The sequence below is a fragment of the Aeromicrobium endophyticum genome, from assembly GCF_003586285.1.
In the GTDB taxonomy this organism is placed as follows: domain Bacteria; phylum Actinomycetota; class Actinomycetes; order Propionibacteriales; family Nocardioidaceae; genus Aeromicrobium; species Aeromicrobium endophyticum.
On the sequence record NZ_QUBR01000001.1, the window covers coordinates 740,844 to 763,698 of the forward strand.

Below are 22,855 nucleotides of genomic sequence, written 5' to 3' on the forward strand. Positions count from 1 at the left end.
CGCGATGGACCTCGACGTCGTCGGACGCATGCTGTCGACGCTGCCCGCCGACGACGACCACCCGTACCGCACGGGTCCGTGGCAGCCGCAGACCACGGAGTGGAAGGCCGACGACCTGCAGGTCGTGCAGGGCGAGATCCCCGCCGACCTCGACGGCGTCTACCTGCGCAACACCGAGAACCCGCTGCACCCGGCGATCCAGAACTACCACCCGTTCGACGGCGACGGCATGGTGCACGTCGTCGGCTTCCGCGACGGCACGGCCTTCTACCGCAACAGCTTCGTGCGCACCGACGGGCTGGTGGCCGAGCAGGACGCCGGCCGGAGCCTGTGGGCGGGCCTGGCCGAGCGCCCCAGCCAGTCGCTGATGGACCACGGGTGGGGTGCGCGCGGACGCATGAAGGACGCGTCGAGCACTGACGTCGTCGTGCACAACGGCGTCGCCCTGACGTCGTTCTACCAGTGCGGCGACCTCTACCGGGTCGACCCGATGACGACCCGGACGCTCGGCAAGGAGACCTGGGGCGGGGCGTTCCCGTTCGACTGGGGCGTGTCGGCCCACCCCAAGATCGATGACGCGACCGGCGAGATGCTGTTCTTCAACTACAGCACCGAGGCCCCGTACATGAACTACGGCGTGGTCGACGCGAACAACGAGCTCGTCCACTACACGCCCGTCCCGCTGCCCGGTCCCCGCCTGCCCCACGACATGGCGTTCACCGAGAACTACGCGATCCTCAACGACTGCCCGCTGTTCTGGGAGCCGGAGGGCCTTGCGCAGGGCGCGTACGCCGCCCGGTTCCACCGCGACATGCCGATGCGCCTCGGCGTCATCCCGCGCCGCGGCGGCCCGGACGACATCCGGTGGTTCGACTGCGAGTCGACGTTCGTCCTGCACTGGGTCAACGCCTACGAGGACGGCGACGAGGTCGTCGTCGACGGCTTCTTCGAGAGCGATCCGTCGCCGGCCGACAACGGCATGGGCGACAAGTGGCAGCGGGCGTTCCGGTTCCTCGCCAACGACCGCATGCAGCCGCGCCTGCACCGCTGGCGCCTGAACATGGTCACCGGCCTGGTCAAGGAGGAGACGCTCACCGACACCATCAGCGAGTTCGGCATGATGAACGGCTCCCACGCCGGCCGGAAGTACCGCTACGCGTACGCCGCCACGAGCAAGCCCGCATGGTTCCTGTTCGACGGGCTCGTCAAGCACGACACGTGGACGGGCCAGGAGCAGCACTTCCGCTTCGAGGAGAACGTCTACGGCAGCGAGTCCGCGATGGCCCCGCGCGTCGGGAGCGCCGCCGAGGACGACGGCTACCTCATCACGCTGACCACCGACATGAACCAGGACGCCTCGTTCTGCGTCGTCCTCGACGCGGCCGACATCACGGCCGGACCGGTCTGCACGCTGCGGCTGCCCGAGCGCATCTCCAGCGGGACGCACTCGACGTGGGCCGCCGGCGCCGACCTGCCGCAGTGGGACCAGGTCGACGACCCCGCCACCACCGTGGGGCTGTGACCTACCCGGCCACGCACGCACGGTCGTTCCCCGACAAGGCGGCCGTCGTGATGGCGGGCTCGGGCGACTCGATGACCTATCGCGAGCTCGACGAGGGCTCGATGCGGCTGGCCCGCCTGCTCCACGCCGCCGGTCTGCGCCCCGGCGACCACCTCGCGGTCGTGCTGGGCAACCACCTGTCGTTCCTCGAGATCTACTGGGCGGCGATGCGGTCGGGCCTGTACTTCACGCCCGTCAACGCCTACCTGACCGGCTCCGAGGCTCGCTACGTCGTCGAGAGCTGTGAGGCGTCCGCGCTCGTGGTCGACGCACGGCTCGCCGAGACCGCGGCGGCCCTCGCCGACGTCCCGCTGCGGGTACGGCTCAGCCTCGACGGCGCGCTGCCCGGCTACGACGACTACGCGACCGCCGTCGCGGGCCACCCGGCCGAGCCGCTGGCCGATGAGCCGCTGGGCGCGCACATGCTCTACAGCTCGGGCAGCACCGGCAAGCCCAAGGCCATCACCCGCAGCCTCAGCGGCAAGCACGTCTCGGAGGGCAACGAGGCGCTCCGGGCCTGGATCCACGCCGTCTACGACGTCACCCCCGACACGGTGTGCCTCAGCCCGGCGCCGCTCTACCACTCGGCACCCCTGTCGCTGTGCGCCGCGATCTCGTCGATCGGCGGCACGATCGTGCTGATGGAGACGTTCGAGGCCGCGGCAGCGCTCGACGCCGTCGCACGTCACCGGCCGTCGCACGCCCTGATGGTGCCGACGATGTTCATCCGGCTGCTGCGGCTCGACGACGCCACCCGGGCCGCGGCCGACGTGAGCTCGCTGCGCTACGTCATCCATGGCGCCAGCCCGTGCCCCACCAGCGTGAAGCGGTCGATGATCGAGTGGTGGGGGCCGGTGATCCACGAGTACTACGCCGGCAGCGAGGACAACGGATCGACGCTCATCGACTCGCACGAGTGGCTCGAGCACCCCGGCTCGGTCGGCACCGCCAGCCCCGGCTGCACCGTCCACGTCTGCGACGTCGCGGGGCACGAGCGGCCCGCGGGCGTCGACGGCGTCGTCTACTTCGAGACAGCCGGCACCCCCGCCGGCGCCCGGCACCCGGACCACCCGACGTGGACGACGCTGGGCGACGTGGGGCACCTCGACCGCGAGGGCTACCTGTACCTGACCGACCGCACCGACTACCTGATCATCTCCGGCGGCGTGAACATCTCGCCCCAGGAGGTCGAGGACGTCCTGATCGAGCATCCCGCCGTGATGGACGTGGCCGTGTTCGGCATCCCCGACGACGAGTTCGGCCAGCAGGTCAAGGCCGTGGTGCAGCTGACCGACCCGACCGACGACCACGGGCTCGTCACGACCGCGCTGCGCGACTTCGCGCGCAGTCGCCTCGCGCGTCACAAGGTGCCCCGCAGCATCGACGTCATCGACGAGATGCCCCGCTCCCCCGCCGGCAAGCTCTACAAGCGCCGCCTCCGCGACAGGTACCTCACCGCCCCGTGAACACCGCGGACCGCTTCTCGAGGAAGGCCGCGACGCCTTCGCGGTGATCGTCCGACAGCTGGCACTCAGTCATCGCGGCGACGTGCGCGACCAGGTGCTCGTCGCGCGACAGGGCGCTGGACGCGTTGAGCAGCCGCTTGGCCCGCTCGATCGCGAACGGCGACCCGCTCGAGACCCGGGCGGCCAGCGCCAGGGCGGCGTCCATCAGGTCGTCCGGCGAGGTGACGTCGAGCACGAAGCCGATGCGCTCGGCCTCGGCGGCGTCGATGAACTCGCCCGAGAACACCAGCCGCTTGGCGGTCTGCAGGCCGACGAGCTGCGGTAGCAGCCAGGTGCCGGCGCCCGTGTCGGGCACGAGCCCGCGCTGCACGAAGATCCACGAGAACCGGGCGCGCGTCGAGGCGATGCGGAAGTCGCACTGCGTGGCCAGCTCGATGCCGAGACCTGCCGCCGGACCGTCGACGGCGGCGATGACCGGCTTGCTCGCGTCGTGCAGGAACCAGTGCTGGCCATCGGTGTGCTGCGTGCGGTCCTCGCCCCTCGTGCCGGGCTCGACGTCGTGCAGCTCGGTGAGGTCGGTGCCGGCACAGAACTGACCGGGCGTGCCCGTGAGGACGATGGCCTTCACGGCGGCATCGGCCTGCGCCGCCAGCGTGAGGTCGCGGATGGTCGCGAGCATCACGTAGCTGAGGGCGTTGCGCTTCTCGGGGCGGTCGATCGTGATGATGCCGACCCCGTCCTGCACCGCGTAGCGGACCAGGTCGCTCATGCCGTCGCCGCCGTCGCGTCGGCGACGAAGCGGACGTCGACGCCGCACAGGCGCAGGCTCTCGCCCACGCGAGCCGGGTCGGCGGCGGAGACGTCGAAGGCCACGAGACCGGCGGTGTCGTGCGAGGGGACGAACCGCAGCACGGTGTCGTGCAGGTCGAGGGTGGTCGCGTCGGTCAGCGGCACGTCGAGCACCTGCGACCAGGTGCGGGCCAGTGCCTCGGGGTCGGGCGAGGCGAGCTCGGCCCCCACGATGTCGCGGACGACGTCGGTGCAGGCGGCGTCGAAGACCCGTGGCGCGAAGTGCCAGCTCTCGGGCGGGTCGACCTGGTCGACCTCGGCCAGGGTGCCCAGCGACCTGGGGTGCCACTGCGAGATGCGGTTTCCCTCGAAGTCCTGCGCGAACAGGGGCTCGATGCCCAGGCCGGCGGCGCGGTCGATGACGGCCTGCTGGTCGGCGACCTGCACGACGAGCATGTAGCCGACGGCGCCCTTGCGCTCGACCAGCCGTCCGTGCGAGGAGTCCGCCGTCATCGGTGCGCACAGCTCGAGGAAGGTGTCGCCGAACGTCAGCACCTCGTGCTCGAACCCCAGCTCGGCCATCGACTCGGGGTCGCGGGTGCCGCTGGTGTTGCCGAAGGCGTCGCGGCACTGCGCGATCGCCTCGTCGAGCTCGGGGACCAGCAGGACGACCTGACGGATACGGGGCAGGACGGACATGTCTCTCCTAGGGCGCTGGGACGGTCGCGGACAGCTGGGCGCGCAGCTCGCGCTTGAGGATCTTGCCGATCGCGTTGCGCGGCAGCGCCTCGACGACCTCGAGACGCTCGGGCCACTTGAACGTGGCGACCTGCTGGTCGCGCAGGCGTCCGACGAGCTGGTCGAGCGTGGGTGCGTCGGCGGCGTCCCGCGGCACCACGAACAGGCAGACCCGCTCGCCGAGCCGGTCGTCGGGCATCGCGACGGCGGCCACCTCGGCGACGCGGTCGTCGGCGATCACGAGCGCCTCGACCTCGGCGGCCGAGATCTTGAAGCCGCCGCGGATGATCAGGTCCTTGGCCCGGTCGACGTGCGTCAGGTACGACGGGCTGTCGGCGCTGATCTCGAAGACGTCACCGGTGCAGAACCAGCCGTCGGCGTCGAATCCGTGCCGGCCCCGGTTCCAGTAGCCCGCGAAGATCGTCGGGCCCTTCAGCCGCAGCTCGCCCGCCCGGCCCGGGGTGGTGACCTCGTCGCCGTCGTCGAGGCTCACGAGTCGGGCCTGCATCGCGTGCGCGACGTCGACGCGGTACGGCATGTCGTCGACGCCGTACCGCGGGAAGAGGCGTCCTCGATCGGCCGGCTCGGGGACGGTCTCGGGATCGCCGAACAGCACGCCGCCCTCGTTGGAGCCGAACAGGTTGAGCACCTCGACGCCGTGGTCGCGCTCCCAGCGGGCGATCATCCAGCCCGAGAGGGGCGCGGACCCCGAGCCGACCGCGCGCAAGGTCGACAGGTCGTGCTGCTCGAAGGCCGTGTCGTCGGCGACGAGGGTGTCGAGCACCAGCGGAGGCGCGCACGTGTACGTGACGCGCTCGCTCTCGACCTGCCCGACGAAGACGTCGAGGTCGAACGGGTGGTGCTGCGCCAGCGTGGCACCCAAGGCGATCCAGGGCATGAACATGCCGGCCAGCCCGCCGCCGTTGACCATCGGGAACGGGTTGAGCAGCACGTCGTCGGCGCCCAGCCGCGGCGCCTGGGCGCAGGCCGTGCCCAGCACCTCCCAGTCGCCGTAGGCCCGCGGCACGCCCTTCGGCGTCCCCTCGGTGCCCGACGTCCAGACCAGGGTCACGCAGTCGTTGGAGCCCAGGTCGAGGGAGGCGAGGTGCTCGGTGAGCTCGGACGAGTCGGCGTCGGCGGACGCGACGAGGTCGTCGAGCGGCTCGACGCCGTCCACCGCGTCCGGCCCGAACGCCAGCACGGCCTGCAGCGTCGGCACGTCGTCGCGCAGCCCGACGGCGTCGGCGGCGAGCGGACGACCGACGGCCTGCGTGGCCGTCACGAACACCTGAGCGCCGGCGGCCGTCCCCATGCCGCTCAGCTCGTGCCGCCGGTACTGCACCGGGAACGGCGTCACGATGGCGCCCAGCCGGGCCACGGCAAGCAGCACCAGCGGCAGCTCGACGCTGTTGGGCAGCTGCACGCCGACGACGACGTCGCGCCGCACCCCGTGGTCGAACAGCACCCGCGAGATGCGGTCGACCTGGTCGCCGACCTCGTCCCAGGTGAGCCGGCGCGGCTCGCCGGCCATGAAGGAGGAGCGGTTGGGGGCGTCGACCAACGAGAGCCGGTGGCCGATGGCGCCCCGGTGCCCGGTCAGGAGGTCGGACCACGTCGTGCCGGTCCACCACCCATCGGCACGGAAGCTCTCGGCGACCTCTTCTGGGAACAGCTGCACGCGGCTCATCGTAGAACAGAGATCTCAAAACTACTAGATAGCAAGTGACTGTTCATTTCTCGTCCGTCCCGGCACAATGGTCACCTCACAGCCCATGTGACATCACTTCACCCCTCGGATCGGCAAGGAGCAAGCGTGAGTCTCTTCAACAGAGATAGTGGCACCTCGTCGGTGGTGCACACCGAGCGCGACGACGGCGTCGCGATCATCACGCTCCACCGCCCCGAGCGTCGCAACGCCTGGACCGTCGAGATGCAGGCCGGCTACTACGACGCCCTCGCGTCCGCGTCGGCCGACCCCGACGTGCGCGTCGTCGTGGTGACCGGGGCAGGCGGCTCGTTCTGCCCAGGAGCCGACACCCAGGCCCTCGACACGTACTCCCAGACCGGCACGACCAATCCGCTCGCGGCACGGATCGAGCAGCCCGAATGGTTCCCGAGCACCGTGCCGAAGCCGATGATCGCGGCCGTCGAGGGCCCGTGCGCCGGCATCGGCCTCGTCCAGGCGCTGATGTGCGACATCCGCGTCGTCGCGCCCGACGCCCGCCTGTCGACCGCCTTCGTCCGGCGGGGGCTGCCGGCCATGCACGGCGGCGAGTGGCTGCTCGAGCGCATCGCCGGCGCAGCCACCGCCCACGAGCTGCTGCTGACGGGGCGCACCTTCGACGGCACCGAGGCCCTGCGGCTCGGCGTCGCCCACGAGGCCGTCGACGCTCCCCTGGCCCGCGCCCTCGAGCTCGCCCACGACATGGCCGCGCGCTGCTCGCCCACGTCGATGGCCCACATCAAGCAGCGGCTCTGGACGAGCCGCAGCCGCACCCTCGACGAGACCGTCGTCGAGGTCGACGCGGTGCTGGACGACTTCTTGTCGTCCGACGACTTCCGCGAGGGCGTCGCCAGCTTCGTCGAACGACGCACCCCGCACTTCCGCGGGCTCTCCCACCCGCTCTAGCCCCTCCTCCCGAAGGACACGATGACCCGCCCCTCGATCCAGCCGCTCCGCCTGCCCGTCGTGGCGGCGCCCATGTTCCTGATCTCCGGCACCGAGCTCGTCGTCGCGGCGTGCACGTCCGGCGTGGTCGGCTCCTTCCCGGCGCCCAACTGCCGCACCACCGACGAGCTCGACCGGTGGATGGGCACGATCAACGACGCGCTGCGCAACGCCGCCGACTCGGACCCGAGCGCGATCATCGCCCCCTGGGCCCTGAACCTGGTCACCCACCGCACCAATGCGCGGCTGGCCGACGACCTCGCCCTCGTGGCCGAGCACCGGCCGCCCATCGTCATCACGGCCCTCGGCTCGCCGGCGCCGGTCATGGACGTCGTCAAGGGCTACGGCGGCATCGTCGTGGCCGATGTCGTCAGCCTCAAGCTCGCCCACAAGGCCGCGAGCCTGGGCGTCGACGGCCTGGCCTGCGTGTCGAGCGGAGCGGGCGGCCACACCGGGCACCTGTCGCCGTTCGCCTTCGTCTCGGCGGTGCGCGAGTTCTTCGACGGCATCGTGACGGTCGGCGGTGGCATCAGCGACGGTTACGGCGTCGCGGGCGCGATCGCGTCCGGCGCCGACCTGGTCTACATGGGCACCCGCTTCCTGCCGACGACCGAGAGCCTGGCGCCCGAGGCCTACAAGCAGATGGTCGTCGACCACGGCCCGGACGACCTGGTCGTCAGCTCCGGCGTCACCGGCACCGATGCGTCGTGGCTGCGCCCCAGCCTGGTCGCCAACGGCTTCGACCCCGACCACATGACAGCCCCGACCGAGCGCAACTACGACTCGTCGGCATCGCCCAACAAGAAGTGGAAGGACATCTGGGCCGCCGGGCAGGGCTTGCAGACCATCCGCGAGATCGAGCCAGTCCGTGCCGTCGTCGACCGGCTCGAGCGCGAGTACCGTGCGGCGGGCGACCGATTCGCCGCCCTCACCCCAGGAGCACCATGACCTACGAGACGCTCGTCCTCACCGTCGACGACCACGTCGCGACGATCGAGCTGAACCGGCCCGAGCAGCTCAACTCGATCACCAGCCTGATGGTCGACGAGCTGGTCGCGGTGTTCGCCCAGACCAACGACGACCCCGACGTCCGCGCCGTCGTCGTCACCGGCCGCGGCAAGGCCTACTGCGCCGGTGCCGACCTCTCGGGCGGATCGAAGTCCCTCGACGCCGAGGAGCGCGGCTGGGCCGAGGAGGTCGACGACTTCCGCGACGGCGGCGGCCTCATCACCCTCAACATCTTCGCGTCGACCAAGCCCGTGATCGGCGCCGTCAACGGCGTCGCGGCCGGCCTCGGCGCCACGATGCTGCTGCCGATGGACTTCATCCTGGCCGCGGAGTCGGCCCGTTTCGGCTTCGTGTTCGCCAAGCGCGGCATCGTGCCCGAGGCGTGCTCGACGTGGTTCCTGCCCAAGAAGGTCGGCCTGTCGAAGGCTGCCGAGTGGTTCTACACCGGCCGCATGGTCTCGTCGTCCGAGGCGCTCGACGCCGGGCTGGTGCGCAGCGTCCACCCCGCCGACGAGCTGCTGCCGGCGGCCTACGCGCTGGCGCGCGAGATCGTCGAGAACACCTCGCCGGTCGCGGTCGGCATGATCCGTCAGATGCTGTGGCGCTTCGCCGGCACGGACCACCCGATGGACGCCCACCGCGTCGACTCGCGCCTCAACTACGAGCTCGGCACCACCCCCGACGTCGTCGAGGGCATCACCTCGTTCCTCGAGAAGCGTCCGCCCCGGTTCCCCGGCACGCTCCCCGCCGACGCCCCCGCCTCCTACCCCTGGTGGACCGAGCCGGAGTTCTGACCGCCGTCAGTGGCCGAAGTCGTCGGTGATGCCCATGCCGGCCAGCAGGGTCGGGCGGTCGTAGTACTCGAGCCACTCGGTGATCGTGCCGTCGGCCATGCGCAGGATGCCGACGACCGGCACCTCGCCGTGGTGGCCGTCGAAGTCGAAGTCGTCGACCCGCTCGACGAACACACGCCCGTCGATGATGCCGAGGGCCTTGATGTGCAGCGTGATGCGCTCGGCCTTGCTGCCGAGGATGGCCATGCGCTCGGCGATCGCGGCACGGCCGACCACGGGCTCCTGCATGACGCTGTGCAGCACCCCGTCGTCGGCGAACATGTCGACGACGCCGTCCCAGTCCATCGTGTCCCAAGCCTCGAACATGCGGCGGGCGAGGTCGAGCTTCTGGTCGTCGGTCATGGTGCTCACGCGGTGGCTCCTTCTGGGGTGGTCGGGCTCTGGGTGGTCAGGCGCAGCTCGCGCTTGAGGATCTTGCCGACGGGGTTGCGCGGCATCGCGTCGAGCACCTGCAGGCGCTCGGGCAGCTTGAACGACGCGATCTTCTTGGCCCGCAGGAACTCGACGAGCTCGTCGAGCGTCAGGCTGGTGCCCGCCGCGAGCGTGACGATCGCGGCGATGCGCTCGCCCAGCACCTCGTCGGGGTCGCCGATCACGGCGACGTCGACGACCGCGGGGTGGTCGCCGATGAGGCCCTCGAGCTCGACGGGGGCGATGTTCATGCCGCCGCGGATGATGAGGTCCTTGGCCCGGTCGAGGTAGTGCAGGTACTGGTTCTTGTCGCCGGCGATCTCGAACAGGTCGCCGGTCTTCAGGTAGCCCTGCTCGTCGAACGGGCTCGGACGTCGCTCGCCGTGCAGGTAGCCGGCGAACACCGACGGCCCGGTGATGTAGAGCTCTCCGCTGCGTCCGGGCTCCTCGATGTCCTCGCCGGTGACGACGTCGACCAGGCGCACCCGCATCCAGTCGGCGATGCGTCCCGACCACGTGACACCGGGCGTGCCGTACCGCGGGAAGTACTGGGCGCGCTCGTCGGGATCGGGGAAGTCCTCGGGGCTCGACAGCAGGCCGATGCCCTCGTTGGAGCCGAAGAAGTTGATGACGCCGATGCCGAACTTCTCCTGCCAGCCGCGCACCATGACGGGCTGCAGCGGGACGGAGCCGGAGCCCAGCCGGGTCAGGCTCGTGAGGTCGGTCTGGGCGAGCAGGGCCTCGTTGTGCAGGAGCGTCCACAGCAGGGCGGGCGGCGCGACGGTGTAGGTGACCCTCTCGTCGGCGATCTGCGCGAGGAACGTCGGCAGGTCGAACGGGTGGTGCTGGACGAGCACCGACCCGCTGCGCAGCCACGGCAGGAACATCCCGTTGATGCCGGCCATGTTGACCATCGGGAACGGGTTGAGCAGCACGTCGTCGTGGGTGATCGACGGCAGCTCGACGGTGGCCCAGCTGACGGCGATCCAGTCGTAGTGGCACCGCGGGACGCCCTTGGGCTCGCTCTCGGTGCCCGACGTCCAGCAGATCGTGAGGCAGTCGTTGGGGTCGTTCGGGTCGGCGGCCATCCGGGCGGCGACGCGGTCGCGCTGCTCGGCCGTGGCCGGGGTGGGCGCGATGCTCAGCACTCCCTCGGGAAGGCCGCCACTCGCCTCCTCGTCCGGGCCGTAGGCGATCAGGTAGTTCAGCGAGGGCAGGCGGTCGAGCGCGTCGTGCACGTCGGCGACCGGCGACCGGCCGCCGAACGTCGGGACGGTCACGAACGCCGCGAACTCGGCCTGGTTGGCCATGCCGACGATCTCGTTCTCGCGGTACTGCATCGGCAGCGGCGAGATGATGATGCCGACCATCCAGGCCGCGACGTAGACCTCGGCGAGCTCGATCGCATTGGGCATCTGGACGCCGAGCACGTCGCCGCGCCTCAGTCCGAGCCCGAGCAGCCGGTCGGCGAGGGCCGTCGCCTCGGCGTCGACCTCGTTCCAGGTGAGACGTCGCGGAGCGCCGCCGGTGAGCGCCTGCCGGTTGGCCGGGTCGACGATCGCGAGCTCGTCGCCGCGCGTGGCGACCTGGTGCGCGAAGAGCTGGTCGACGGTCTCGTCGGTCCACCATCCCCTCGACGTGTAGTCCTCGACCTTGTCGGCCGGATGCAGCCCGCGGGTACTTGCCATCTCGTGCTCACCTCGTGACACTTCAGTTAACAGTGTGATACACATTACTACAGTAAACAGAGCGAGTCGTCAACGCTCGGACCACCCCCGCAGGACCTCGATCGGAGCACCACATGAGTCAGCTGAGAGGGGCCCGCGTCGAGGGCTCCGTCGTCGTCGTCACCGGCGCCAACCGCGGCATCGGTCTCGCCTTCGTGCGCGAGGCGTTGAGCCGCGGCGCCGCCAAGGTCTACGCCGGCGTGCGCGACGTCGACGACGTCACCGACGAGCTGCGCCAGACCGGCGCCGAGATCATCGCGCTCGAGGTGACCAGCGCCGACGACATCGCCGCGGCCGCCGCGCACTGCACCGACGCCACGGTGCTGGTCAACAACGCCGGGCTCCACGCCCAGGACCGGCTGGTCAAGGCCACCGATCCCGATGCCGCCCGCCGCGAGATGGAGGTCAACTACTTCGCCCCGCTCGCCCTGACCCGCGCCTTCGCCCCGGTCATCGCGGCCAACGGCGGCGGCTCGATCGTCAACGTCCTGTCGGTCGCGGCCATCGCGCCGACCGCCTTCATGGGGGGCTACTCCCCCGCCAAGGCCGCCACGCTCTACCTCGGCGGCATCACCCGCGCCGAGCTCGGGCCCGACGGCATCACCTGCACGTCGCTGATCGTCGGCTCGGTCGACACGCGCATGGCCTCGCACGTCGAGGGCAAGAAGGAGGACCCGCTCGACATCGCGAAGGCCGGCCTCAAGGCGATGGAGCGCGGCGAGTGGACGTGCGACACCGACCGGATGGCCGTCGAGTCGCGGGCCCGCCTGGCCATGGACCCGGTGCGGTACGAGACCGGCCTCGGCAAGCTCCTGTTCATGTCCGACCTGAGCACCAAGGCATGACCGAGCGCATCCGCGTCGCGCAGTGGGCGACGGGAGCCGTCGGCAAGACGATCCTGCGCGGCATCATCGACCGTCCCGACCTCGAGCTGGTGGGCCTGTACGTCTACGGCGACAAGAAGGTCGGACGCGACGCCGGCGACATCGCCCGCCGGGACCCCACGGGCGTCGTCGCGACGCGCGACGTCGACGAGCTGATCGCCACGCGCCCCGACGTGCTGATGCACGCGCCGCGCCTGCAGGTGCCGTACGAGAAGCACGACGCCGACCTCACGAAGCTGCTGCGCGCCGGCATAAACGTCATCACGACCGCGGGCCAGCACTTCCCGCGCGCTCACGGCAGCAAGCGCGAGCGGATGTTCCTCGACGCGTGCGAGGAGGGCGGCAGCACGCTGTTCGGCATCGGCGTCAGCCCCGGCATCATCGGCGAGCGACTCGCGCTGGGCCTGACCGGCGCCTCGATGCAGCTCGACGCCATCACGATCGACGAGGTGCTCGACGCCCGCAAGATGCCCGATCCCGACTTCGCGTTCACCGTCATGGGCATGGGCTCCGACCCCGCCAAGCTCGACGGGTCGGGGCCGCTGCCGACGCTGTACGCGTCGCTCTACCTCGAGACCATCGCGTTCATGTGCGAGCGCATGGGCGTCACGTACGACGAGGTCGTGCCCGACCACCGCGTCGTCCCCGCCAGCCGCGACCTCGAGGTCGCCGCCGGCCACATCCCGGCCGGCACGGTCGGCAGCACCGAGTGGCGCTGGCACGCGATGGTCGGCGGCAAGCCGTTCCTGACGCTCGCGATCATCTGGACCATGGAGCCCGACCTGCCGGAGTACGCCGGTCGCGACGAGTGGACGATCCACTTCTACGGCAAGCCCGAGATGGTCGTGACGCTCAACCTGGTCGAGCCGGACGAGCCCGGCAGCCGCACCACCGCGGGTCAGTACGTCACCGCCGGGCCCGCGCTGCGCGCCATCCGACCGGTCGTCGAGGCGCCGCCCGGCATCTTCGAGCCGCCGGTGTTCGCGCCGTTCAGGATGGAGGACTGATGAGCACTCCCACGCACGAGCAGGTCGGTCAGGTCACGGTCCCCGTCCCGCCGGAGTACCGCGACCCCGAGTACGCCCTGCACGCCGACGGCTCGCGGGTCGAGCGGCTCGAGGACGTCCCGCGACGACGCGCGGCGGCGACGCCCGACCTGCCCGCGATCATCCAGCCGTCCGGGGTGACGTCGTTCGCCGAGCTCGACCGGCACGCCAGCCGCGTCGGCCAGGCACTGCTGCGCGACGGTGTGCAGGCCGGCGACCGGGTGGCCTACATCGGCGAGAACGCGCCGTCGTTCCTCGCCGTCCTCTACGGCGCGTCCAAGATGGGCGCCGTGCCGACGGCCCTCAACTTCCGTCTGGCGGTGCCCGAGATCGAGTACATCCTCGGCAACGGCGAGCCCGCGGTCGTGGTGCTCGGACGCGGCGAGGAGCGCCTCGCCGAGGCGGCTGCCGCGGTGCCGAGCGTCCGCACGGTCGTGACGGTCGAGGCCGGCCCCCACAGCGTCGCGTACGACGCGTGGCTCGACGGCGTCTCCGACGACGACCCCGGCTACTCGCGCGGGCCCGACGAGACGGCGCTGATGTTCTACACGTCCGGCACGACCGGGCGCCCCAAGGGCATCGAGCTGACCGGGCCCAACCTCGGCAAGGCCATCGCGGCGATGCACTACGTGCTCGAGCTCGACACCACGTCGATCGCGCTCGCGCCCGTGCCGTTCTTCCACGTCTCGGGCCTGGGGCTCGCGCTGGTCAGCAACGTCAACGGCAGCGCGCTGCTGCTGCGCAACCCGACGTCGCCGGCCGACCTCTGCCAGATCCTGCAAGAGGAGAAGGTCACGCACGCCGTCGCGGTGCCGACCGTCATCCAGTTCCTGATCGCGATCCCCGAGGCACAGACGGCGGACTGGTCGGCGCTGAAGTACATGGTCTACGGCTCGTCGCCCATGCCCGAGCCCGTGCTGCGCGAGGCCACCGCGCTGCTGGGCTGCAAGTTCTTGCAGAGCTATGGGCTGACCGAGTCGACCGGCGGCGTCACGATGCTGACCCCCGACGACCACCGTCCAACGCCCGAGACGGCACAGCGACTCCGCTCGGTCGGACGTCCGATGCCGAACATCCCGATCCGCATCGTCGACCCGGTGACGCTGGAGGACAAGGCCGTCGGCGAGCGCGGCGAGGTGTGGATCGGCGGCGCCCACGTCATGAAGCGCTACTGGCGCAACGAGGAGGCGACGGACGCCGCGATCACCCCGGACGGGTGGTTGCGCTCGGGCGACGGCGGCTCGATCGACGCTGACGGCTACCTCTACCTGCACGACCGCATCAAGGACATGATCGTCTCCGGCGGCGAGAACATCTTCCCCGCCGAGGTCGAGAGCCTGCTGACCGAGCATCCCGCCGTCGCGCAGGTCGCCGTCGTCGGCGTCCCGTCCGAGCGCTGGGGCGAATCGCCCCTCGCCGTGGTGGTGAAGGCTCCGGACGCCGAGGTGACCGAGGCCGAGCTGATCTCATGGGCCCGCGAGCGCCTCGCGCACTACAAGTGCCCGACCGCCGTCGCCTTCGTCGATGCCCTCCCGCTGAACGCGAGCGGCAAGCTGCTGAAGCGGAGCCTGCGCGAGCAGTTCAGCTGAGGGCCTGCCCCACGTCGATCCGGTTCCCGTCCGGGTCGCAGAACACGAAGCCCCGCAGGCCGTAGTCGGCGTCGCGCAGCCCCTTCACGATCCGGACGCCTGCCGCATCCATCGCCTCGTAGAGGCCGGTCGCATCGTCCACCAGCACGTGGGCGACGTTGTGGGCTGCGGGACGATGCTGCTTGACCAGGGTGAGGTGCAGCTCGGCGGGCCCGTTCCGCACGATGGCGAAGCCCACGGGCTGACCGTTGACGAACGTGGCCTCCAGGCCGAGGAACCTCCGGTAGAACTCGAGCGAGCGATCGACGTCCGTGACCGGGATGGTCGCCGCGATGCGACCAGGAGCCGCCGGTGAGGGGGTGGGGTGGGACATGACAGACCTCTTGTTCGCGATCACGTCGGAGGCGGTGCTCGTCGGTGGGGTCGGCGCGGTGGCCCTCACTGCCGACGCTAGCAAATGACACCACCGTGTCGCCGGCGAGTCGGCACGGCCGAGCTCTCCACCTCGCGCTGCGGTGGAAGTCGTCGTTCAGGCTGCCGGGGTGGCCGGCTCGGGTCTGGTGCTCCAGTGCAGGATGCCGTGGCCTTTGTAGGTGTGGTGTCTTCGGCACAGTGGTCCGAGGTTGTCGCCCCGGGTGGGGCCTTCGGGGAATGGTGTTCGGTGGTCGATGTCGCACCGTTCTGCGGGGACCATGCATCCGGGGCCTTGGCACGTTCCGTAGAGGAATCTGAGGGCGATGTTCAAGACATCCGGCGCGAATCTGCCGACGTATTCGTGAGCCAGGATGTCGTCGCCGACCGGGTCGACCACGATCCGGTGCCAGAAGGTGCTGCCCGACCCGACGACATCGGCGATCCAGGTGGCCGGGACGCCCCAGCGCCCGTCCGAGGACTCCGCGAACCCCGGGTTCGCGCCCGCGAGCACGTCCGCGTCGACGGTGACGGCGATGTTGGCGTCGATCACGCCCTCGCCCCTTGAGCTTGTCGAAAGGAGCCACGCCATCAGCAGGTCGGCCTCACGCTGGGCGACCGTGCGCTGATCATCGGCGTCGACAGGCCTGCGGGCGGCTTTGCGGATGCGGTCTTCAACAGCAGCGATCTCGTGCGAAGGGGCGTAGGCGCCCATGAATCCCATCGAGTCATCACCGTGCTGAAAGCTCACGTGCCGTTTGGCCCGCTCGTCCTCGGCTCGCTCAACTGCGAGATCGGCCTCGACCCGCCGCACGAACTGCTTCAACCAGGCCCGCAGCTCAGCCACCGTGTGCGTCTGCGCGTACTCGACCACCCGGCGATCCAGGCGGTGCACGGACTCGGCCCGCTTCAGCTGACCGATCGTGTGCCCGATCTCGCGCACCCGCGCCAGATCGACACGTCCCTCACCGAACGCAGCCCACGTGGTCGGTGACTGGTCGCGGACCGTGTCGGCGAACGACAACCGGTGCTGCACCTGCCCCTCGCTGAACCCCATGGCCTCACCGACCGCCAACGCGATCGCACCCCGCTCGAAGAACCGCCTCACCGGCGACTCACCCTCGGCCTCGATCCGCTCCAGCTCGGCATCACGGAACTCCAGCATCGCCGCCAGCTCACGAAACTCACCCCGCGCACGAGCCCGCGCAACGTCGGTCAAGACGTCGATCGGATCGGTTGTCGTGGTGGCCATACATCCAACCTAGACACCACCACCGACACCCCTTTTGACTGCAATCAGAGGCTGTGGAGAACATCCCGAATACGTCATGCTCAGCCGGTCACGTCTCGTCGGCGCTCACCGAATCTCCGATATCAGCACGGCACTCGTCTGCGGTTGCAGCGCTTCGAAGACGTGGGACGCGTCGCCCGCGTAGGCGACGTAGTCGCCCGGAGCCAGCTCGACAGGCGTCGCCACCGGTCCCACTCGCGCAGAGCCGGCGATGAGGACGACGTGCTCGACGGTGCCCCTGGTGTGAGGGTCCGACGTCTTGACGACGCCCGGATCGGCGTGGACCACATAGAGGTCTCGTCGGGCATGGGGAGGGCTGGCTGCGAGCAACGCTGCCGTGTAGCTGCCGGCCGATGCGGCGATGCCGGGCGCGTCACCCGCCCGGATCACCGTCAACGGACTGGGGGGCTCATCGACCAGGTAGGCGAACGGGACTCCCAAGGCGCCCGCGAGCGCCCACATCGTCTCCACGCTGGGATTGCCGACGCCCGCCTCGAGCTGCGAGATCGTCGCCTTCGAGACCCCTGCCTGACGGGCGAGCTCGGAGATGGTCAGGCCCAGCCCCGAGCGCTCGCGGCGCACCGCTGCGCCGATCCTGACGGCCATGTCGTCCACAACGTTCACCATACAGAACGCTTGATCGGTTTGACAGAACGCGGGCGCGGCGTTCACCATAACGACCATGCGTTCACCACAACGATCATCGGGATCCCCGTCCGCCGCGGCGGCGATCGGCGCGGCCGTCGCGGTGGTCGGCGTCGCCTACGGCACGGCCGCCGCGGCTGCCGGTGTTCCGGGGTGGCTCATCGTGCTGACAGCCGTCACAGCCCTCGGCGCCTCGGCCGAGCTGTTGTTCATCGCGGTGATCGCCGCGGGCGGGCTGCCGCTCGTGGCGGCTGGCGCAGCGCTCATCGTGAACGTGCGGAATATCCTCTATGGCCTCTCCGTCGGTGCCTTCCTCCCCCGCGGCCCTCTGGCCCGGCCGCTGCACGCGCACCTCGTCAACGACGAGAGCGTCGCCTTCGCGATGGCGGAACACGACCCGGCTGAGCGACTGCGCGCGTTCCGGCTCGTCGGCTTCGCGATCCTCGTGGCGTGGCCGACCGGTGCTGCCGTCGGTGCACTCCTCGGCCACATCGTGCCCGACCCCGACCGCCTGGGGCTCGACGCCGCGTTCCCGACGGTCTTCATGGCGATCCTGCTAGGCCTCGTCAACCGCAGGAGCGCGGTGCCGGCGGCGTCAGGAGCCCTCATCGCCATCGCGGCGACACCTGTGGTGGCGGCCGGCCTGGCACCTGTGTTGAGCCTCCTCGGACTCGCCGCCAGCACGAACGGAGAGAAGCGTGCCTGACAGCGATCTGCTCCTGGCAGTCTTCCTCCTCGCCGCCGGCACGTTCGCGTTCCGCCTCGTCGGCGTGCAGCTCGGCGGAACCCACATCTCGCCACGGGCAGAGCACTAGAGCAACCTGGCGGTCATCACCCTGCTGGCTGGAGTCGGCTCGACGGCGATGCTCTACGACGGGGCCGATCTCGCTGGGTGGGCTCGCGTGGCGGGAGTGTCGGCCGGGACGGCTGCCGCCGCGCTGCGCGCTCCACTGGTGGTCGTCGTCGTGGTCGCAGCGGGCACTACCGCCATCCTTCGCGCCCTCGGCGTCGGATGACGTCCGACCGGGCCTACCCCGCAGGCTTCGCGCGCAGACCGGTGTCGATGAGGTCGACGAGCCACTCGAAGCTCTCGTCGGTGCCCGTCGACCACTGGAAGCCGCCGGCCGACTCGATCGTGGCGAAGCCGTGGAAGGCGCTGCGGAGGGCACGGAGAGCGTGGGTCATGTCGTCCGGCGCGATGTCGTAGCCGCGCAGCACGGCGGTGAACGGCTCCATGCCCTTGACGGCGGCGACGGCGAGCGGGTCGTCCGGGCCGGTGGGCTCGAGGCCGATCGTGGCGGCGTAGCGGCCGGGGTGCGCCAGGACGAAGTCGCGCAGGGCGCGGGCCGCGGCGCTCAGGGCGTCACGACCGGAGCGGCCCTGGATGGCTGAGCCGATCGCGTCGCCGGCGCCACTCATGCCGAGTGCGGCGATGCGACGGACGAGGTCGTCCTGGCTGGCGACGTGCTTGTAGAGCGACGGGGTGCGGACGCCGACCCGTTCGGCCAGCCGGGCCATCGTGAGGTGGGCGAAGCCGATCTCGTCGGCGAGGTCGGCTCCAGCAGCGACGACCGTGTCGGTGTCGAGCCCGACCCTAGGCACGGACGCCCTCCAGGAACGTCAGCATCGAGGCAGCCACCTCGGCAGGGTACTGGACGTGGGGGTAGTGGCCGGCGCCGTCGATGACGTCGAGCCGGCCGAGTCCGTCCGGCAGGTCGGCGACGACCGCCTCGCCCTCGGCCAGCGGCGAGGCCCAGTCGGGGTCGGCGCTGCCCTGCACCACCAGCACGGGGCAGCGGACGTTGGCCAGCTGCTCACCGGCGTCGATCGGGGTGGTCCTGCCCATCTTCTGCAGCACCTTCATGCGTCCGGGCTGCTCGAGCATCGCGGTCACCTGCGCCAGGCGCACGTCCCAATCGGCGGGCTTGATGCCGGGGTAGGCGAGGTCGAGGTACTTGGCCCACTGCTTCGTGCTGCCCAGCACGGCCGTCCCCAGCAACCGGGTCATGCCTCGGCGGAAGGGGGCTGAACGGAGGTCGCCCAGGCCGACCGACTGCTTGCGCGTGAAGGGCGCGAGCTCGACGGCAGCCGTGACCAGCTCGGGGGCGGTTGCCGCCGCGATCGTGACGGCGCCGCCGGCGATCGAGTGACCGACCAGCGCCGCCGGGCCACCCAGGTGCCGCACCAGGGCGACGAGGTCGCCGGCGATGTCGGTGCGCGAGTACGACGCCCAGTCGACGCTCGACTCGCCGCAGCCGCGCAGGTCGACCGCCGCCACGCGGTAGCCCGCGTCCACCAGCAACGGCGTCAGGAACCGGTAGGCCTCGCGGCTGTCGCCCATGCCGTGCGCGAGCACGACCAGCGGGCCGGTGGTTCCGGTCAGGTCGTAGGCGAGGGTGCCGCCATCGATGGTCAGGTGCTCGGTCATGTCGTCCTCCGCTTGGCTAACTCTCTTAGCCTTACGCTAACACAGTTAGCCAATCAATGACAGTACCATCACGAAGGGCCGAGATCGTGAAGATCCCGGCCTTCGTGTGGTTCAGATCGAACGTCAGCTGGTGCGGGGCTCGGCGCCGAGGATCAGCAGCACGAGGTTGTCGCCCTTCTTCGACAGGCCGAAAAGGTACTCGCTGCCCTGGATGTTCGCCTCGAACTTGTCGTCGCCCGAGCGGTAGGCGCGGTAGGCCTTCTCGCCATCCGCGTGCGTGAGAGGTACGCCGTACGAGGACTTGGCAGCGCTGACGAAGGCGTCGACCCGGGCGTCCGAGTCGACCAGCACGGCGTCGGTCGAGCAGATGAACGAGACCACGGCTCCGGCGATCGCCAGCGACGCCACCGCCCCCGCCGCGCGCGAGTTGCCCTTGATGAACAGGTGGAAGCCGGCAAGGATGCCGACCACGAACAACGCCAGGGCCAGACCGACGAGAGCCGCGTGGAGGTTGTCGTGACCGCCTTCGGTGAACACGTTCTTCATGGGTGGGGGTACCTCTCGCTCGGGTGGGATGACCATCGGTGAGGTTACTGGGTGCGGCGAAGCAGCCGACCCACGACCTTCAGGCCCCGACGCCCACGACTGACAACAGCTGGAGCCGTTGGTAGCTCTCCGACCCGGGCTCGGCCGTGTAGACGAGCAACGAGTGGGACTGCTCGGGATCCTGCAGGATCTGGCAGTTGAGCTCGAGCAGGCCCACGGCCGGGTGCTGGTACCGCTTGACCGTCTTGGGCCGGATGCCGACCTGGTGCTCGCTCCACAGGCTGCGGAACTCGACGTTGGACTCCGCGAGGAGGTCGACCAGGTGCTGGGCACGCGACCCAGGCCCACGGAGGGTTGCGATGGCGCGCAGGCCGGAGACGTACATGCGCGAGTAGAAGTCGTGGTCCTCGGGCGGGTGTAGCTCGCGGGCACTCGGCTCGGTGAACCACCGATATCCGAGGCTCCGCGACGGTCCGACGCGCTCACTCATGTCGCCGACCAGCGCGGCACCAAGCGGTGTCTGGCGCAGCGACTCGCCCAGCTCCGTGACGATCTCGGCGGGAGTGTCACCGAGCCGGTCGAAGATCCGCAGCATGCCTGGGCTGACATGGTCGCTGTCGACGCCACGGACCGGGGGCCGATGGCCGGCGAGCCGGAAGAGGTGGTCCCGCTCGTCCAGCGTCATGTGCAGGCCCTGCGCGATCGACGCGATCATCTGCTCCGACGGTTGCGGGCCGCGTTCGCGCTCGAGCCGCGCGTAGTAGTCGGTCGACATGTGACACAGCACCGCGACCTCTTCGCGCCGCAGACCGCTGGTCCGCCGACGCTGCCCCCGAGGCATCCCGACGTCCTCCGGCTGCAACGACTCCCGCCTGGCGCGCAGGAACTGTGCCAGCCCGGCCCGATCGATCATGCGCCCATCCTGACCGACGGCGCGTCGTTTATCCACGGATCGTCAGGCCGTGGATAACGATCCACACACGCGCGATGGTCGTCACGTGCTCCGGTCCGGAGCCACGCCACACGACGAAGGAATCAGCCCATGCCACGCAAGAACGTCGACATCACCGTCCCTGACCTCACCGGCCGTCGCGCGGTGGTGACCGGCGCGAGCGACGGCATCGGACTCGCGATCGCGACGCGTCTGGCTGCGGCAGGCGCCGAGGTGATGATGCCGGTTCGCAACCGTGCCAAGGGCGAACGGGCCGCGCAGCAGATCCGCGAGCACCATCCCCAGGCGAAGGTGACGACGCACGACCTCGATCTGTCGTCCCTCGCGTCGGTGGCAGAGCTCGGCGAGGTGCTGCGCGCCGAGGGGGCACCGATCCACCTGCTGGTGAACAACGCCGGCGTCATGAGCCCACCGCAGCGTCAGACCACCGCTGACGGATTCGAGATCCAGCTCGGCACCAATCACCTCGGGCACTTCGCGCTCACGAGTCATCTCCTGCCGTTGCTCAGGGCGGGGCAGGCCCGGGTGACGTCACAGACCAGCGTCGCCGCGCGTTCCGGCTCCCTCAACTGGGACGACCTGAACTGGGAGCAGACCTACGACGTCATGCCCGCCTACAAGCAGTCGAAGATCGCTGTCGGCCTCTTCGGGCTGGAGCTGGACCGGCGAAGCAAGGAGGCTGCCTGGGGCATCACCAGCAACATCTCGCACCCCGGTGTCGCCCCCACCAGCCTGCTCGCCGCGCGCCCCGAGGTGGGCAGGGCCGAGGACACCCGCGAGGTCCGGGTCATCCGCTGGCTCTCCAGGCGCGGCATGCTCGTCGGCACCGTCGACAGCGCGGCGCTGCCCGGCCTCATGGCGTCCACCGCGCCGACGGGCGCCGGTCGGTTCTACGGACCGCAAGGGCTCGGCAACACCTCGGGACGGCCCGGGGAGCACAAGCTGTGGAAGCCCTTCCGCAGTGCCGAGGACGCAGAGCGCCTCTGGGCTCTGTCGGAGGAGATGACCGGCACGTCCTTCCCGACGTCATCCTGACGCCTCGGGGGACGGCCGCGATGCCTGCTGCACTCGCACTCGTGAGACGAGGAGCCCGACGAGGCGGCACCGGCCGTCTTCCCCGATCCCGCTCGGTCGGCGGGTGGTGGGTTATAAGGGTTGGGGGGACAGAATCGTGTCCATGCACCCGTGCCCGTGCTGCGGCTACCGGACCTTGCCTGGTCGACGCGACTACGACCTGTGCCCTGTGTGCTGCTGGGAGGACGAAGGTCTCGAGCCCTGGGAGTTCAGCGGCCCCAACGGGCAGACGCTCGTCCACGCCCAGCACGCGTACCTGTCTGATGATCGTCCCTACAACCAGCGCGAGGGCAACGTCCGCGCGCCCCGGAAGCAGGAAGCCCGCGACCCCGACTGGCAACCGTTCGAGCGCACCCCTGAGCTGGTGGCACGCGCAGATGAGGCCGATGCCGAGTTCGAGAGGGAGTACGAAGCGGATCGCCGTCGCGTCGCCGAGGAGATCGCCGCCGATCCGAAAGGGCCGATGAAGGAGTACAACGCGGCGGTCGCGGCGCTGCAGGCACGAGCCTCGGACCTCCCCTACCGCGAGGTGAAGGGCCAGCTGCGACACATCAGCAACACACATGGCGTGCCGTGGTCGGCCGCTCACCTGGAGCTTCAGTCGCGCCTGATGACGAACGAGAACTACTACCGCGGCCACCTGCTGAGGACTCTCTCGTGGATGGTTCGCTACTCACAGCCCCGCACCTGCCGGCAGCGGTGGCACGAGGTGCGCACCGGCACGATCCACTTCGGGTTCGCCAGGTGACCGGCGCGGCCTGGCCCGC

At 70.3% G+C, this 22,855-nt stretch carries 23 protein-coding genes; 11 read left to right on the forward strand and 12 right to left on the reverse strand.

All coding sequences use genetic code 11. The features are described 5' to 3' along the window. Positions 1 to 4: 4 nt before the first annotated feature. A complete protein-coding gene (locus DX116_RS03705) occupies positions 5 to 1,522 on the forward strand; it encodes a carotenoid oxygenase family protein (RefSeq protein WP_119702832.1) in 1,518 nt (505 codons plus the stop codon). Then, a complete protein-coding gene (locus DX116_RS03710; RefSeq protein ID WP_119702833.1) occupies positions 1,519 to 3,027 on the forward strand; it encodes an AMP-binding protein in 1,509 nt (502 codons plus the stop codon). Before DX116_RS03705 ends, DX116_RS03710 begins: the two co-directional genes overlap by 4 nt. Here the strand turns inward: DX116_RS03710 and DX116_RS03715 are convergent. From DX116_RS03715 to DX116_RS03725, 3 genes are read right to left on the reverse strand one after another with little or no spacing between them, the layout of a single operon-like run. Beyond that, positions 3,014 to 3,796, reverse strand: a complete 783-nt coding sequence (locus DX116_RS03715) for an enoyl-CoA hydratase/isomerase family protein (protein WP_147393561.1) — start codon at positions 3,794 to 3,796, stop codon at positions 3,014 to 3,016. The genes DX116_RS03710 and DX116_RS03715 overlap by 14 nt on opposite strands. Further along, entirely contained in the window at positions 3,793 to 4,515 is a 723-nt protein-coding gene (locus DX116_RS03720) for a VOC family protein (protein ID WP_119702835.1), read from the reverse strand. The genes DX116_RS03715 and DX116_RS03720 overlap by 4 nt, the downstream gene beginning before the upstream one ends. Before the next feature lie 7 nt (positions 4,516 to 4,522). Continuing rightward, positions 4,523 to 6,232, reverse strand: coding sequence for an AMP-binding protein (locus tag DX116_RS03725; protein ID WP_119704113.1), 1,710 nt, complete (start codon positions 6,230 to 6,232; stop codon positions 4,523 to 4,525). Positions 6,233 to 6,367: 135 nt separating this feature from the next. Between DX116_RS03725 and DX116_RS03730 the strand changes: the two genes are divergently transcribed. Genes DX116_RS03730 through DX116_RS03740 form a run of 3 tightly spaced genes read left to right on the forward strand, consistent with a single transcriptional unit; the run spans position 6,368 to position 9,024 of the window. Further along, positions 6,368 to 7,183 carry an enoyl-CoA hydratase-related protein gene (locus DX116_RS03730; protein WP_199715920.1) on the forward strand — a complete coding sequence of 272 codons (816 nt, stop codon included), beginning with the start codon at positions 6,368 to 6,370 and terminating at the stop codon, positions 7,181 to 7,183. Positions 7,184 to 7,204: 21 nt separating this feature from the next. After that, positions 7,205 to 8,170, forward strand: coding sequence for an NAD(P)H-dependent flavin oxidoreductase (locus DX116_RS03735; RefSeq protein WP_119702837.1), 966 nt, complete (start codon positions 7,205 to 7,207; stop codon positions 8,168 to 8,170). Continuing rightward, positions 8,167 to 9,024 (forward strand): crotonase/enoyl-CoA hydratase family protein, encoded by an 858-nt coding sequence (locus DX116_RS03740; protein ID WP_119702838.1) that lies wholly within the window; start codon positions 8,167 to 8,169, stop codon positions 9,022 to 9,024. Before DX116_RS03735 ends, DX116_RS03740 begins: the two co-directional genes overlap by 4 nt. Positions 9,025 to 9,030: 6 nt before the next feature. Here DX116_RS03740 and DX116_RS03745 read toward each other — a convergent pair whose 3' ends face one another. Then, a complete protein-coding gene (locus tag DX116_RS03745) occupies positions 9,031 to 9,426 on the reverse strand; it encodes a nuclear transport factor 2 family protein (protein WP_199716013.1) in 396 nt (131 codons plus the stop codon). 5 nt (positions 9,427 to 9,431) lie between these two features. Continuing rightward, positions 9,432 to 11,183: a class I adenylate-forming enzyme family protein gene (locus DX116_RS03750; RefSeq protein ID WP_119702840.1), complete on the reverse strand. Its 1,752-nt coding sequence runs from the start codon at positions 11,181 to 11,183 to the stop codon at positions 9,432 to 9,434. 113 nt (positions 11,184 to 11,296) lie between these two features. On the opposite strand from DX116_RS03750, the gene DX116_RS03755 reads away from it, so the two are divergent. Genes DX116_RS03755 through DX116_RS03765 form a run of 3 tightly spaced genes read left to right on the forward strand, consistent with a single transcriptional unit; the run spans position 11,297 to position 14,741 of the window. Further along, positions 11,297 to 12,067 (forward strand): SDR family oxidoreductase, encoded by a 771-nt coding sequence (locus DX116_RS03755; protein WP_119702841.1) that lies wholly within the window; start codon positions 11,297 to 11,299, stop codon positions 12,065 to 12,067. Further along, the gene (locus DX116_RS03760) at positions 12,064 to 13,113 is read left to right on the forward strand and encodes an NAD(P)H-dependent amine dehydrogenase family protein (protein WP_119702842.1); all 1,050 of its coding nucleotides are present in this window, start codon (positions 12,064 to 12,066) and stop codon (positions 13,111 to 13,113) included. Before DX116_RS03755 ends, DX116_RS03760 begins: the two co-directional genes overlap by 4 nt. After that, entirely contained in the window at positions 13,113 to 14,741 is a 1,629-nt protein-coding gene (locus tag DX116_RS03765; protein WP_119702843.1) for a long-chain-fatty-acid--CoA ligase, read from the forward strand. Before DX116_RS03760 ends, DX116_RS03765 begins: the two co-directional genes overlap by 1 nt. Here DX116_RS03765 and DX116_RS03770 read toward each other — a convergent pair. The 3 genes from DX116_RS03770 to DX116_RS03780 all read right to left on the reverse strand — a co-directional run bounded on the left by DX116_RS03770 (position 14,734) and on the right by DX116_RS03780 (position 17,115). Continuing rightward, a complete protein-coding gene (locus tag DX116_RS03770; protein WP_119702844.1) occupies positions 14,734 to 15,114 on the reverse strand; it encodes a VOC family protein in 381 nt (126 codons plus the stop codon). The two genes, DX116_RS03765 and DX116_RS03770, sit on opposite strands and share 8 nt — an antisense overlap. 156 nt (positions 15,115 to 15,270) lie before the next feature. Next, positions 15,271 to 16,404: an HNH endonuclease signature motif containing protein gene (locus tag DX116_RS03775; protein ID WP_119702845.1), complete on the reverse strand. Its 1,134-nt coding sequence runs from the start codon at positions 16,402 to 16,404 to the stop codon at positions 15,271 to 15,273. Between the two features lie 105 nt (positions 16,405 to 16,509). After that, positions 16,510 to 17,115, reverse strand: coding sequence for an XRE family transcriptional regulator (locus DX116_RS03780; RefSeq protein ID WP_233556554.1), 606 nt, complete (start codon positions 17,113 to 17,115; stop codon positions 16,510 to 16,512). A 10-nt stretch (positions 17,116 to 17,125) separates the two neighbouring features. Here DX116_RS03780 and DX116_RS03785 point away from each other — a divergent pair, with 10 nt between their 5' ends. Further along, a complete protein-coding gene (locus DX116_RS03785) occupies positions 17,126 to 17,794 on the forward strand; it encodes an AzlC family ABC transporter permease (RefSeq protein WP_119702846.1) in 669 nt (222 codons plus the stop codon). A gap of 323 nt (positions 17,795 to 18,117) precedes the next feature. On the opposite strand, the gene DX116_RS03795 is transcribed toward DX116_RS03785, so the two are convergent. From DX116_RS03795 to DX116_RS03810, 4 genes are all read right to left on the reverse strand, one after another. Next, positions 18,118 to 18,690 carry a TetR/AcrR family transcriptional regulator gene (locus tag DX116_RS03795; protein WP_119702847.1) on the reverse strand — a complete coding sequence of 191 codons (573 nt, stop codon included), beginning with the start codon at positions 18,688 to 18,690 and terminating at the stop codon, positions 18,118 to 18,120. Continuing rightward, complete coding sequence (locus DX116_RS03800) at positions 18,683 to 19,516, reverse strand: alpha/beta fold hydrolase (RefSeq protein ID WP_119702848.1); 834 nt, start codon at positions 19,514 to 19,516, stop codon at positions 18,683 to 18,685. The genes DX116_RS03795 and DX116_RS03800 overlap by 8 nt, the downstream gene beginning before the upstream one ends. A 123-nt stretch (positions 19,517 to 19,639) precedes the next feature. Beyond that, complete coding sequence (locus DX116_RS03805) at positions 19,640 to 20,062, reverse strand: hypothetical protein (RefSeq protein WP_119702849.1); 423 nt, start codon at positions 20,060 to 20,062, stop codon at positions 19,640 to 19,642. Between the two features lie 79 nt (positions 20,063 to 20,141). Further along, positions 20,142 to 20,975, reverse strand: coding sequence for a helix-turn-helix transcriptional regulator (locus tag DX116_RS03810; RefSeq protein ID WP_119702850.1), 834 nt, complete (start codon positions 20,973 to 20,975; stop codon positions 20,142 to 20,144). 129 nt (positions 20,976 to 21,104) lie between these two features. Between DX116_RS03810 and DX116_RS03815 the strand changes: the two genes are divergently transcribed. Next, positions 21,105 to 22,049 (forward strand): SDR family oxidoreductase, encoded by a 945-nt coding sequence (locus DX116_RS03815; protein WP_119702851.1) that lies wholly within the window; start codon positions 21,105 to 21,107, stop codon positions 22,047 to 22,049. Positions 22,050 to 22,152: 103 nt separating this feature from the next. After that, on the forward strand, positions 22,153 to 22,836 hold the full coding sequence (locus DX116_RS03820) for a CPCC family cysteine-rich protein (protein ID WP_147393562.1): 684 nt from the start codon (positions 22,153 to 22,155) through the stop codon (positions 22,834 to 22,836). Positions 22,837 to 22,855 lie beyond the last annotated feature (19 nt).